Origin of the sequence: Flavobacterium quisquiliarum (genome assembly GCF_019308285.1) — a bacterium.
Classification (GTDB): Bacteria; Bacteroidota; Bacteroidia; order Flavobacteriales; family Flavobacteriaceae; genus Flavobacterium; species Flavobacterium quisquiliarum.
Genome location: NZ_WWEM01000022.1, coordinates 15,042 through 28,916, shown reverse-complemented (window position 1 = coordinate 28,916; position 13,875 = coordinate 15,042). Strand labels below are relative to the sequence as shown.

The window sequence follows — 13,875 nt, the reverse complement described above, 5'->3', positions numbered from 1 at the left end:
TTTGTTTCAAGTTTGAAGGATCAAGAATTATAAATATTTATGCATAAGTTGAGAATCTTTGAAAGCTTTAAAATAAAATGAAGCAACTAAACCTTGCTTTCTTTGCGAAAATCCTTTGAGAACTTTGCATTACAAAAAAACTACTTTTATCGGATAAAATCACACTTTCACAGAACAGATGCTATATTCTACCGATCATTATTTTAATTGATATACTCTCGATATACTTTTGATTCCAATTAAAACCTTAAAATTCAAAAATATGTCACCATTGTCACCGCTTATCTGGATCATAGTCATTTCGCCTCTTTTAGTATTGGCACATTTTAAAACGGAGCAATCAAATCTTAAATACGTTGCTTTTTTTATTCTTTATTTTTTGGCTGATATGCTGTTACAGCAATACGGAAAAGTATTAATGCCGTTAGATTTTCTGGGTTTAAAGTTCAATTGGTCAGGAAAAATACTAAGTTTATTTTTAGGAATGTTGATCATTTTCTCCGTTTCCAAAGAAGAAAGAATCAAAATCGGATTTACCTCGAAAACCAATTCAAAAACACAATTAAAGTTTGGATTACTGTTTTTTCTGGGATTCACTTTATTTGATTTCGTTTTTAAAATGATCTTATTTCCAAAAGGCGAAACATTCGATTTAGAAACTTTTCTTTTTCAGGCGACAATGCCGGGCTTAACAGAAGAAATTGCTTTTAGAGGTATTTCGTTATGGCTTTTAAACAAAGCTTTTGCGCCAAAATGGAAGTATCGCGGAATAGAATTTGGCTGGTCGTTTGTTATTATAACCGTTTTATTTGGAGTAGGGCACGGAATGGTTTTAGACCAGGATTTGCATTTAAAGTTTGACCTTGTCACGATCATTTATCTTACACTGATTTCGTCTTTAAGCGTAGGTGTTTTGAGATGTTTTTCAGGGAATCTGATTTATTCTATTTTGGGGCATAACGCCATTAATTTGATCAACGCTTTAATTAGAATTTTATAATTTTTGTGTGTGGATCATTTTTAAACACATAGAAACATAGTCATTTGTTTGTCTAAAAAAGAATAGAGAAAGAAACTAGTTTCTCACACATAGTCCACACAGTTTGTCAGGATAACAAAATTATCGTGTTAAAAAGTGGAAACCACATTCATTAAAGAACTGAAAAGCCTTGAACCGCAAAGAAAAACTATGTTTCTATGTGTTTAATATTACATCAGCGAGAAAAAATAAATTATATTTGAAACTGCTTTACAACTGTATTACATGCCAAATACCACAACTGCTTCGGGCTATTTTTTAGATAAAATAGCGTCCTTAAACTTTGATCTGTTTTTTACCAAAAGAAATCGAATTTTACTGCATCTTTTGATGTGGTTTGTGTTTTCTGTTTTATTGTTTTTGAGTTATGTAATCGGTTATCATTTGGTTTATTTTGATGCCGTTCTGCTTACTATAAGAATGGCTTTGGTTAATATTATTGTCTTTTATATGTTGTTTTATCTTTTGCTTCCAAAGATTTTCTCAGTAAGCAAAACTAGAATTATAGTGCTTTTAGTGTTGGTTTTCCCAGTTTCGATTTTTCTATGGATGGCTTCAACATACTTTGTTTCCCTTTTATATTATATTTTAGGTCTTGAAGTTGATTTTGGAGAATTAAAAGGCGTCATCAAAATGAGTGCAGAACAGACTTTTTTAGAAGCTGTTTCTTTAAAAAGAATGCTTTCGCAGACTATAATCATTATTTCTCTGCTTTCCCCTTTTTGTTTTGCTAAGATTTTGGTTGAAATTGTAAAACTATACCACAGGAAATTTCAAATAGAGAAAGAGAAATTGGCATTGGAAATTCAGAATATTCAAATGGAAAAAGATTTTCTGAAAGCGCAATTAAATCCACATTTTTTATTTAATACTTTGAATAATTTATACGGATTAACGGTTAGGAAAGACAATCTCGCGCCAGAAATTATCCTGAATCTTTCGGATATTATGAGTTATACTTTGTATGAATCAAATACTGAAATCGTTCGCCTAGAGAAAGAATTGGATTTTATCCAAAATTATATCGCTTTAGAAAAGATGCGTTATGCTGATGAAGTCAATATTCAGGTCAATATACAAGGAGAAAACCAAACCGCAGGACTTTTTATTGCACCACTTTTGACTTTTACTTTCATTGAAAATGCTTTTAAATACGGATTAAAAAGCACTCAAAATGCCTTTGTAAAACTTGAGATTAAGATTGAAAACAACACGTTTTGGTTGAGTTTAGAAAATGATGTTGATGAAAGTTTTACAACTGAGAATTTCGGTGGAATAGGAGTAGAGAATGCCCGTAAACGTCTGGAATTATTGTATCCGGATCAATACGAATTGGAAATTAAAAATCTAAAATCGTCTTTTAAAGTTGATTTAAAAATAGTTTTAAGAAAGTAATGGAAAAGTTGAAATGCATTGTCGTAGATGACGAACCGATTGCGAGAGATATTATAGAGTCTTTTATTAGCGAAATCCCTTTTCTGCAATTGGAAGCTTCATTTGGAGAACCTGCAAAGGCATTGATGCATCTGCAGGAAAATACAATTGATATTGTGTTCAGCGATATAGAAATGCCAAAATTCACAGGTTTAGAACTGGTACAATCCCTTACGAACCCTCCTGTCATTATTTTTATAACAGCGCACCGCAATTTTGCTTTGGATGGATTTGAAACCGGGGCTTCAGATTATCTGGTAAAACCGGTTCGTTTCGATCGTTTTTTAAAAGCGGTAAATCGCGCCAAAGAATACCTTTCATTAAAGAAAACAGCTTCTGTACATCAAATCAATTCAGATCGCATTTTTATTAAATCGGAAGGAAAACTGATTAAGATTTTATTGAATGAAATCCTTTATGTAGAAGCGCAGGACGATTATTTGAAATTTGTCATTAACGGCGGATCTTATAAGACCTTAGGGACTTTAAAAGCAATGGAAGAAGTTTTGAAACTTCCAATGTTTTTTCGTGTTCAGCGTTCTTTTATCCTAAATCTTGAAGCAGTCAGAAGCTTAAATGGAAACAGGATCGAATTGATTGATGGGAAAAATATTTCTGTGGCTTTGAATAAAAAGGAGGAATTGTATTCGCTGTTAGGAATTAGATAATTTTTTTTAACCGCAAAGTCCGCAAAGGATTTTCGCAAAGAAACGCAAGGTTTAGTTATTACATTTTATTTTAAGTTCGCAGAGAGATAACTAAAAGCTCCAATTTTCAAACATAGACCGCGGTTTCAACCGCGTGGACGTCCAGATATGCATTGTGTTATATGCGTTGTGTTCCTGCGGTTGAAACCGCAGGCTATATTTTAAAAACATTTTGACTTAATTTTTTATAACTCTTTACTATTCCTTAAAGTTTGTCATTGCAAGAAACTCAACAAAAATTGGCAATTAAACTATTGCTATGTGTTTTGATGTAAATGAAATGCCTTTTTGCGTTAGTAGTATCTATGTTTCTATGTGTTTAAAATAATTAACGATTCGTCTGAATATAATCCGAAGGCGACATATTAAAATGCTTTTGGAAATTTCGCCCAAAGCTCGTTTGTGATTTGTAACCTACCATTTCTGCGATTTCGTACATTTTATAATTTTCATTCAATAATAATTCCGCGGCGCGTTTTAAGCGAACAATATTAATCAGTTCGTTTGGACTTAGATTCGTGATGTCTTTGATTTTTCGGTATAAAGTCGAACGGCTCATATTCATGATTTCGGCAAGCGATTCTACACTCAAATCCTGATCGGTAATGTTTTTAAGGATTTCATCGTCGAGTTTTTTTAGGAATTTTTCATCCGTTTTATTGTGGGCGATGCTTTTAATATGCGAAAGAGGTGAACTCGCGTAGTAATTCATAATCTGTCTTCGGTTTTCGATCAGATTATTGGCCTGTACTTTTAAATAATCCATAGAAAATGGTTTCGCGATATAAGCATCGGCGCCCACTTCAAGTCCGTCAATTTGTGATTTGAGCGAGTTTTTCGCAGTTAATAAAATAACGGGAATATGACTCGTTTCCAGATTGGTTTTAATGGTTTTGCACATCGTAATTCCGTCCATAATTGGCATCGAAACATCGGAAATTACCAATTGAATGTTTTCGTTATGAATGATTTTCAGCGCTTCTTCACCATTTTCAGCTTTCAAAATAGCATAAGTTCCAGCCAATTCTGAGGTAATAAAACTCAAAAGATCTTCATTGTCTTCAACCACCAAAATCTGTGCTTTTTCGTTTTTGATTTCAACAGTTTCTTTCGATGTTTCAGTTTCTTCTTCCTCTTTTTTAGAATCGGCGTAAAGCATAAATTCCTGTTCCTGATGTAACGGAACAGTCAATTCGAAAATGTTATAATTTAAATCTTCCACTAATTTCAAATTTCCGTTATGCAATTGTGCCAACGAATGCGCTAGCGAAAGTCCAATTCCAGTTCCGGAAGCCGTACTGCTGTCATCGACTCTAAAGAAAGGTTCAAAAATCTTGTCTTTTAAATGAATCGGAATCACATTTCCGTCATTTTTTACAATTAAAGTCAGTTTCTTTTCATCTCGAAACAAAGAAATGATGACTTTTTCGTTTGAGTATTTGATGGCATTATTGATTAAATTGCTTAAAATCTTTTTAAAGGCTTCTTTATCAACAAAAGCAAAAATATCTTTTTCACCCAATTCCAATTCAAACTGAAGTCCGCGTTCTTCGATTAACTGGCTGAATCTTAAATGAAAGTTTCGAACCATCGAAGAAATATTCGTTTCAACAAAAGTCAGTTTCAATCCGCCAATTTCCGATTTTCTAAAATCAAGTAATTCGTTAACTAATTTCAACAAACGGGAAGTATTTTTTTTCATGATCGAAAGATGTTGAGGAACTTCTTTCGATTCGTATTCTATGCCTAAAAGTTTCTCCAAAGGCCCTTTTATCAAAGTCAACGGCGTTCTGATTTCGTGTGCTACATTCGTAAAAAAATCAATTTTAGCCTGATAGATTTCTTTTTCTTTTTCATCATTCAGATGTTTGATTTTGCGGTTATTCTTAATCTGAGTAAGATTCTGCGAATAACGAATGATGTAGTAGAATCCGGCGCATATTAATACGAAATAGAGAATATAAGCCAAAGTACTCGCGTAAAACGGTGGCAGAATCGTGATTTTTAGTTTCACTTCCTTACTCCAAACACCAAAACTATTTAAGGATTTTACTTTAAAAACATAATCGCCAGGCGCCAATTCGGTAAAGAAAACCTTGTTGTTTCTTCCTAAATAAACCCAATCATTGTTTACATTTTCCAATTGAAACCAATATTCGGTCAATTCTGGCGCGGTATAGTTTAAAGAAGCAAATTCGAGATTAAATGAAGACTGACTGTTGTTGAGTTCCAATTCGTCCAGAAACGAAATTGATTGTGAAATAGGCGAGTCGGGACTGTTTACTTCGATATCCTTATTATTGATCTGAAGATTGGTGATATAGATAAAAGGAGTGTATTTGTTTTTGGTAAAATGCTTCGGATTAAAACTGATCATTCCGTTCAGATTTCCAAAATACATATCGCCGTTTGCATCTTTAAAAGCCGAATTGTAATTAAACTGATCACTCAATAAACCATTTGCAGTAGTAAAAATCTTGATTGTTTTATGATCCGGGCCAAATTTTACCAAACCTTTAGAAGTCGTTAGCCATAAATTTTTAGCATCATCTTCTAAAATGGAATAGAAAACGTTGCTTGGCATTCCGTTTTTGGTAGTGAATTTGGTAAAAGTGTGTTTCTTTCGATCCACCAGATTTAAACCATTTTCTGTAGCAATCCATAAATTTTTGGAACTGTCTTCAAAAATAGCATTCATGGTATTGTTGCTGATTCCATTTGGATTTTTATAATCGTAGGTAAAAACCTCTTTCTTTTTGGTTTTCGGATTATAAAACAACAAACCGTCGCGATAACTTCCCGCCCAAAGATTACCGTCGCTGTCTTCTTTAAAATTGGTATAATGAAAAGTCTCCGGAAAGAATTTCAGGATTTCAAAATTATCAGCCTGTTCATTATATCGGTAAAGGCCAGATGTAGTCACGACAATCAAATCGTTATTTTTCATTTCATAAAAAGAAAAAATAAAGTTGCTGTGCAGACCGCTTCCATCATTGGCACTGTAATGTTTTAAAATCTTGCCGGAATTTCGATCTAGAACATCCAAGCCATGCTCAAAAGTTCCGACCCAGATTTTGTCTTTTCTTGGCATTAAAGCATGAATATTATAGTAGGAAACAGGATAAGAAGTAAATTTTTGTGTTTTCGGATTAAAACGATTTACACCCGCATCTTCCGTTCCAATCCATAAATCACCTTGATCGTCTTTATGAATTTCTCTGACAGCGCTTCCGCTAATAGAATTCTGGCCTTCCTGCGGAAAGTATTTTTTAAACTGGGTATATTGTTTTTGATGATAATTGACACCGCCAAAATAAGTTCCAATCCAAACACCATTTTCTTTATCAATCAAAATAGAATAGGCAGCATTGTCTGAAATCGCATACGGATCATTGTAATTCTTTTTAAGATTTACAGCCGTTTTGGTCTTTAAATTATAAACATAAACGCCGGATTCGCTTGCAATCCAAAGTTCATCGTTTCCTCTTTTCTTAAATTGACGAACAAAAACGGGTTCTTTAATGCCAAATTTCAGTTCGTTTGTCGTTTTGTCTTTTCGATTGTAAATCAGAATTCCGTCGTCTTGTGTTCCAATTACGACATTTTCTGGATCAACGGCATAAATTACTGTAATTCTGAAATTCGCTTTATTCGCTGGCGGATTTAAGGTAATATTTTCAAAAGAATGATTTTCTTCTGAATAATGATAAATCTTATTTAAAGAAGAAGCCCAGATTTCGCCTTTGTAATCTCTCGTAATAGAAGTAGAAACAAAATATTTGTTTGGGTTGAAAGTGGTCGTTTCTTTTTTATTTGGTGCATACTTATACAAAATGTTGCCCGAAATGAACCAAATGTTGCCTTTTAGGTCGTGATTGATGTCATTGATACGATCATTAATGGCTTCATTCAAAATCGAGAAACGATCCAGCTTCTTGTCATAATGATATAAACCTTTATCGGTTCCAACCCAGATGGTGCCATTATTTTCATGTAATGACTGAATATAATTGCTTCCAAGGCTGTGAATCGGATCTCCATTGCTTCTGTAGGTCTTAAAACGATAACCATCAAAGCGGTTCAAGCCATCTTTTGTTCCAAACCACATAAAACCGTCATTGTCTTGTAATGAGGTTAATACGGTATTGTTAGAAAGCCCTTCTTCGACCTGAAAATGTTTAAAATAATATTCCTGAGCATTTGAAAAATGTATCGAAAAAATGCTGAAAAGTAAAAAAAGAAAGAATTTACGCATAAGCTGTTTTTTAAGGCTGAAATCAATGTTTCTGCAAATCGTCTCAATATTCTACAAAATGTTGCAAGGCTTGTTAATATTGACCTTTTTTGTACAATTTGAATCATTTGCGAGAGATATTGACACAAATGAAGCATTTTATTTTGAATAAAAAGCGCCTAATTTGAATTTTCAAATAAATGATATTGATAAAATTTTAAGGTTAAAAATATACTATCAATAAAATAAACTTTGAAAAATCGAACCATTAACAATTTTGAAACAAAATGAACAATTTAGTACTAGAAAAGAATATTGATTCTTTACTTGTTCGATTTCCGGACGATTAAAAACGCAATATTTCCAACCAAACCACAAAAAGAAATGAAACTATCTAAAATGCAAAAATCAATGAAAACAAAGCTCACTCACTTTTTAACGAAGAGATATTACCTCTTAGTTTTCTTTAGTTTATTACTGCAGTCCGCTTTTGCCCAACAGATCACGGTTACGGGAAAAGTCACAGCCGCTTCGGGAGAAGCGATTCCTTTTGCGAATGTTTTAATAAAAGGAACACAAAATGGTGCCGCTACAGATTTTGACGGAAGCTTCAAAATTGCAGTCGGCGGGAATCAAACATTAGTTTTCAGCTCGCAAGGCTACAAAACGACAGAAGTTGCAGTTAACAACAGAACTTCAATCAATATTACTTTAGAAGAAGATGCCATGAAACTCAACGAAATTGTTGTGGTAGGTTATGGATCGCAGCAAAAGAAAGACCTTACCGGAGCTGTTTCTTTAGTAAAACCAGAAGAAATTCAAAAACGCCAGGTTACTACAGTGGCAGACGGATTACAAGGTTTAGTTACGGGAGTTAAAGTTCGTGGTGGCGGACGTCCTGGGCAGGAAGCGAATGTAGAGATTCGTGGTCTTAAAAATCTTCAAAATACAAATCCTTTGTATGTAATTGATGGTTTAGTAACCACAGGAAATAGAGATTTTAACCCAAATGATATTGAAAGTATTCAGGTTTTAAAAGATGCTTCGGCAGCCGCTATCTACGGTTCAAGAGCTGCAAATGGAGTAATCATTATTACTACTAAAAAAGGAAAAAAAGGCCCGTTGCAAGTTGAAGTTTCGGCAAAAAGCAGTTTTCAAATCATGCCTCGTTACAATTTGATGGGAACTGAAGAGTTTGCTAAATGGAATAATATGGCCTATGATAATGCTAAAGCAGATAGTGGCGGAAATACTATATACAATAGGCAAAATCTTAACATGGCAGTAAATACGGATTGGCAAGATGCTACATTCAGAACCGGAATGATTCAGGACTATAATGCTAGTTTTTCTGGAGGAAACGAAAATTCTACGTTTTTTATGTCCGCAAATTATTTTGGAAATGAAGGAACGGTTATTGGAACTGATTTTGATAGAATTTCATTCCGCGTCAACTCAAGTGGTACAAAAGGAATTTTCAGTATTGGAGAAAACTTGGCTATCAGTAATTCTAAAACAGATGAAATGTCTGGGAATCCAATTATTGATGTGTATAGAATGACACCAACAATTCCGCTTTATGATGCTTCAAATCCAGGAGGATATGGGTACGGAAAACAAGGCGTTGCAGATACTTTTGGTACAAACCCTCTAGCAATTGCTGATTTTGCGAATACAACAAATGAAAATTTCAGAATTAGAGGAAACATCTGGTCTGAATTAAAATTTGCTCCTTGGCTGAAATATCGCTTCAACTTTGGCTACGAAACCAGTTTTGACTCTTATAAATTCATGAGAAAAGTAGGAAACTGGACTTTAAACCAACCGGTAGATCCATCTCAGACAGATCAAAACAAAGGAAGATCCCAGACTACGTTGTTCGAAAATACTTTGACTTTTAAAAAAGAATTTGGTAAACATGATCTAACGGTTTTGGTGGGTCAGACTTTTCAAAAAGACAAATACGATCAGATTTATGGAACAAAGAGAAATCTGCCAATGAATTCGGGTACTGGACAGTATTATGAAGTTTTAAATCAGGGAGATTCGCCGGTAGTTGGTGGGTTTATTAATGAAGCAGCACTTGCATCATATCTGGGAAGAATTGAATACAATTATGACAATCGTTATTTATTGAATGCTGTTTTAAGACGTGACGGATCATCAAGGTTCAGTGATGAAAACAAATGGGGTAATTTTCCTTCTGTTTCAGCAGGCTGGAGAGTAAGCAACGAATCTTTCTTTAAATCTGAATTCATTAAAGATTTAAAATTGAGAGCGAGTTATGGAGAATTAGGTTCTGGAAATATTGGTTACTACGAATACAAAAGCTTCGTAAACAATTTTGGAGCCATTGTGTTAGGTAATGATCAGAATTTGTTTTCTTCTGCTGCTCAGGTCAAATTGTCGAATTCACAATTGCGTTGGGAAAAATTAAAACAAACCAATTTCGGTTTAGACTTAGCGGTTTTAAATAATGATTTACGTTTTACGGCAGATTATTTTATTGCCCGTACACAAGATGTATTGTTTGGTTTCCCAATTTTATTGACTACTGGAAATGATGGCGGAAATCCAATTTCAAATGCTGCAACTGTAGAAAATAAAGGTCTTGAATTGGAATTGGCTTATAACAAAAAAATCAACGAATTCTCTTTTAATGCTTCTATCAACTTTACAAAAGTAAATAATAAGCTGGTTTCATTAGGAAATGGTCAAAATGAAAACATTTCAGGAAATACCATCACAAGAGCAGGTAATCCAGTTGGAATGTGGTATGTGTTGCAGACCGATGGATTGTTTCAAAACCAACAGGAAATTGACAACTACAAAAATGCAAATGGTCAGGTAATTATGCCAAATGCTGTTCCTGGAGACATTCGTTTTAAAGATGTTAATGGAGACGGACAAATTACCAGTACAGATAAAGCTATTGTGGGAAGTCCGTGGCCGGAATTTGAAATGGGTCTAAATGCAGGAGCAGAATACAAAGGTTTTGACTTTTCTATGAACTGGATTGCTTCGCACGGAGCTACTGTTTACAATGGATTTAGAAGTGTTGTCGACAGATTTGATGACAATAGTAACTATAGAGCTGGTATTCAGCCTTGGACACCAGAAAATCCTAATACCGATTTTCCTAGAGTAACAAAAGGATCTACATTAAATTCAAGAGGAGACAGTGATCGTTTCTTAGAAAACGGAGATTTTATCAGATTGAAATATATTGGATTTGGATATAATCTGCCTCAAAGTGTTTTAAAGAATTCAGGTATTTCAAGAGCGAGATTGACATTATCAGCGCAAAACATTCTTACCATTACAAAATATAAAGGTTTAGATCCTGAATTTACAAATAGTAATATTTTCGAAAGAGGTGTAGATAATGGCGCTTTCCCAAATCTTAAAACGTATTCACTTGGTGTTGATTTTAGCTTTTAATTAAAAAAATAGCATAATGAAAAAAATAATTATACTAACCGCAGCTTTTCTAGGTCTTGTTTTTACTGCTTGTGAAAACGAACTAGACCTGAACAGCCCTAATGATATAACAGTTGACCAATATTGGAAAACTGAAAGTGATGCACAAGCTGGTGTAAACTCTATTTATGCCATGTTTTACAAAGATGGTCTTTGGGCAAGATGGATGTATTTCCGTTTAGATTTGACTTCTGATGAAGGTTATAGTGTGAGTCCGTGGACGGAATTGGCAGATTGGACGAGGTTCAATTACATCAATTATAATTTTTGGGAAGGAAATGCGGTAACATGGAGAGACAGCTATAAAGCGATTTTTAGATGCAACCAAGTTTTAGCGAATGTTCCAAATATCACTTTCCAAAATGAAGATGATAAAAAGAAGATTATTGCTCAGGCTAAGTTTTTCAGAGCCTTACATTACTATTATCTAGCAGTGATCTGGGAAGACGTTCCGTTGGTTTTAGATCCGTCTACACCAGCAGATTTGCCACAACAAAAAAAGGTGGATGAAATCTGGGCTCAGATTGAAAAAGATTTGAATGAATCTTTTGATGATCTGCCAGCGAAATGGGGAACAGATCAGACAGGGAGACCTGATAAAGGAGCTGCAAAAGCATTTTTAGCAAAATTATACATGCAGCAAAGAAAATGGTCTGATGCGAAAACAGCTCTTGAATATTTAATAACAGGCCCTGGAGCAAGATACAGTTTGGTGGCGAACTACAGAGATAATTTTACAGACGTAAATGAAAACAACAGCGAATCTGTTTTTGAAATCCAGTTTGGAGACCAAAGAAAAGGAGGAACTGACGAAGCACAAAATGCAGCAGTTTCCAGTAACCGTTGTCAGTTTTTTGCGCCAAGAGGAATTGGATGGTCTGATGGACAAGCTCGTTTTTGGTTAGTGAATGCTTTCAAAGAAGAAAAAAACAAAGACGGCAATTTGGATATTCGTTTGAGATGGACTTTATATTATCCTGATTTATTGGCTGATTTTGGAGACAAAACCTATAACAGAAACTGGGAATGGAATAATAATGAAGCCTGGTTCAGAAAAGGAAGTCGTGATTATTATAGAGATAATGAAGACTACTACAGCCAGGTAAACTACAGATTGGTTCGTTACGGTGATATTTTATTGCGCTATGCCGAAGTTTTAAACGAATTAGGAAGTACTGCCGAAGCTTATCAATATGTTGATCAGGTAAGAGCTCGTGTAAATATGAATCCTTTAGCAACAGCGCATCCTGAAATTGGAAACGACCATGACAAGTTCCTAGAGCGTTTGAAAATGGAAAGAGTTTTAGAATTATGTGGAGAAAGTGTTCGCTGGGAAGATCTAAAACGTTGGGGAGATTTAAATACTCAGGCTGCTGTTGATAAAATTGCGCTTCGTGATTCAGATTTTAAAAACTTCAAAGTGGGGAAAAATCACAGAATGCCAATTCCGCAAAGCGATGTAGATAATAATCCAAATCTGGAGCAAAACTCAGGATATTAAAAACTAATTTTTTGAGGGAATCAGATTTATTGGTCTGATTCCCTTATCATAAAGAACAATTGTTCATAATAACAATATTGAAATGAAGAAAGTAAAATTGTGTCTGACAGTAATGTTGGCAGGATTAGTATTGCTAAGCTGTAACAACAAAAAGAGTACTTCTGAAGAAAAGAAAAATGAAACCGCTTCGGTTGAAACAAGAGAAATCTGGACAAAAGATCAGGCCAATAAATGGTATGCAGAACAGCCTTGGTTGGTTGGGGCAAATTATTCTCCTAGCACAGCTATAAATCAGTTAGAGATGTGGCAGTCGGACACTTTTGATCCCAAAAGAATTGATCAGGAATTAGGCTGGGCAGAAAACTTAGGCATGAACGTTATGCGTGTCTATTTGCACGATTTATTGCACGAGCAAGACGCTGAAGGTTTGTATAAACGCATGGATCAGTTTCTTGAAATTGCAGATAAACACCACATTAAAACACTTTTTGTGTTGTTTGATTCCTGCTGGGATCCGTTTCCAGTTTTAGGAAAACAAAGAGCTCCAAAACCGCATACTCACAATTCAGGCTGGGTGCAGTCTCCGGGACAAAAAGCGCTTCAGGATAAAACACAATATCCTCGTTTAGAGAAATATGTAAAAGAGACCGTAGCTCATTTTAAAGATGACAACCGTATTTTAGGCTGGGATGTGTGGAATGAGCCGGATAATATGACAGGGCCTTCGTATGAAAAAGTAGAAATCAAAAACAAAGTCGATTTGATTCTGCCACTTTTAAAAGATGTTTTTGCCTGGGCGAGAGAAAGTAATCCGTCACAGCCATTAACTTCAGGAGTTTGGGTTGGAGATTGGAGCGACGAAGCGAAAATGAAACCAATGCACAAAATGCAGATTGAGCAGTCGGATATTGTTTCTTTCCACAATTATGATAAACCAGCAGATTTTGAAAGAGTGGTAAAACAATTACAGCGTTACGGAAAACCATTGATTTGTACAGAATACATGGCTAGACCAAACGGAAGCACTTTCGAAGGATTTTTGCCTCTTGCCAGAAAATACAATGTTGGCATGATCAACTGGGGATTTGTGGATGGAAAAACACAAACCAAATACGCTTGGGACAGCTGGACAAAAACATACACTGCTGAGCCAAAACTATGGTTTCACGACGTATTGCACACAGACGGAACGCCATACATCAAAGCCGAAACCGATTTAATCAAAAAAATGACTTCTGAGGCAAATAAGAAATAAAGATCTTTTAGTCACAGATTTCACAGATTAAAATGATTAAGGTTTGTGGCAAAAAAATCAAACACATAGAAACATAGATTTTAAAATTATTAAAAAGAATGTAAAAGAAACTAGTTTCTACACATAGTTCTCGCGTAGTTTGTCATTCCGAGGAACGAGGAATCTCCTCTGGAAACTCTACAAAGATTGGAAATTCGCTACGGAGTTACTTGCGGAGATTCCCCG

The 13,875-nt window shown here is 34.8% G+C and carries 7 protein-coding genes; 6 read left to right on the top strand and 1 reads right to left on the bottom strand.

Annotation, left to right across the window (positions count from 1 at the left end):
* Nucleotides 1-262 precede the first annotated feature (262 nt).
* The 3 genes from GSY47_RS10170 to GSY47_RS10160 all read left to right on the top strand — a co-directional run bounded on the left by GSY47_RS10170 (nt 263) and on the right by GSY47_RS10160 (nt 3,141).
* The gene (locus tag GSY47_RS10170; protein WP_179003491.1) at nt 263-1,000 is read left to right on the top strand and encodes a CPBP family intramembrane glutamic endopeptidase; all 738 of its coding nucleotides are present in this window, start codon (nt 263-265) and stop codon (nt 998-1,000) included.
* Between the two features lie 264 nt (nt 1,001-1,264).
* Nucleotides 1,265-2,434, top strand: a complete 1,170-nt coding sequence (locus GSY47_RS10165) for a sensor histidine kinase (RefSeq protein WP_179003492.1) — start codon at nt 1,265-1,267, stop codon at nt 2,432-2,434.
* A complete protein-coding gene (locus GSY47_RS10160) occupies nt 2,434-3,141 on the top strand; it encodes a LytR/AlgR family response regulator transcription factor (RefSeq protein WP_179003493.1) in 708 nt (235 codons plus the stop codon). The genes GSY47_RS10165 and GSY47_RS10160 overlap by 1 nt, the downstream gene beginning before the upstream one ends.
* A 367-nt stretch (nt 3,142-3,508) precedes the next feature.
* On the opposite strand, the gene GSY47_RS10155 is transcribed toward GSY47_RS10160, so the two are convergent.
* Nucleotides 3,509-7,435: a hybrid sensor histidine kinase/response regulator transcription factor gene (locus tag GSY47_RS10155; protein WP_179003494.1), complete on the bottom strand. Its 3,927-nt coding sequence runs from the start codon at nt 7,433-7,435 to the stop codon at nt 3,509-3,511.
* Between the two features lie 390 nt (nt 7,436-7,825).
* Between GSY47_RS10155 and GSY47_RS10150 the strand changes: the two genes are divergently transcribed.
* The 3 genes from GSY47_RS10150 (at nt 7,826) to GSY47_RS10140 (ending at nt 13,650) form a co-directional block, all read left to right on the top strand.
* Nucleotides 7,826-10,855: a SusC/RagA family TonB-linked outer membrane protein gene (locus tag GSY47_RS10150; RefSeq protein ID WP_219071254.1), complete on the top strand. Its 3,030-nt coding sequence runs from the start codon at nt 7,826-7,828 to the stop codon at nt 10,853-10,855.
* A gap of 16 nt (nt 10,856-10,871) precedes the next feature.
* Complete coding sequence (locus tag GSY47_RS10145; RefSeq protein WP_179003496.1) at nt 10,872-12,395, top strand: RagB/SusD family nutrient uptake outer membrane protein; 1,524 nt, start codon at nt 10,872-10,874, stop codon at nt 12,393-12,395.
* Nucleotides 12,396-12,477: 82 nt separating this feature from the next.
* Nucleotides 12,478-13,650 (top strand): glycoside hydrolase 5 family protein, encoded by a 1,173-nt coding sequence (locus GSY47_RS10140; RefSeq protein WP_179003497.1) that lies wholly within the window; start codon nt 12,478-12,480, stop codon nt 13,648-13,650.
* Nucleotides 13,651-13,875 lie beyond the last annotated feature (225 nt).

Excerpts from the sequence above, each read along its gene's own strand:
- GSY47_RS10165 (WP_179003492.1), top strand. The coding sequence starts at position 1,265 with ATGCCAAATACCACAACTGCTTCGGGCTATTTTTTAGATAAAATAGCG.
- GSY47_RS10145 (WP_179003496.1), top strand. The coding sequence starts at position 10,872 with ATGAAAAAAATAATTATACTAACCGCAGCTTTTCTAGGTCTTGTTTTT.
- GSY47_RS10150 (WP_219071254.1), top strand. The coding sequence starts at position 7,826 with ATGAAAACAAAGCTCACTCACTTTTTAACGAAGAGATATTACCTCTTA.
- GSY47_RS10170 (WP_179003491.1), top strand. The coding sequence starts at position 263 with ATGTCACCATTGTCACCGCTTATCTGGATCATAGTCATTTCGCCTCTT.
- GSY47_RS10160 (WP_179003493.1), top strand. The coding sequence starts at position 2,434 with ATGGAAAAGTTGAAATGCATTGTCGTAGATGACGAACCGATTGCGAGA.
- GSY47_RS10155 (WP_179003494.1), bottom strand. The coding sequence starts at position 7,435 with ATGCGTAAATTCTTTCTTTTTTTACTTTTCAGCATTTTTTCGATACAT.
- GSY47_RS10140 (WP_179003497.1), top strand. The coding sequence starts at position 12,478 with ATGAAGAAAGTAAAATTGTGTCTGACAGTAATGTTGGCAGGATTAGTA.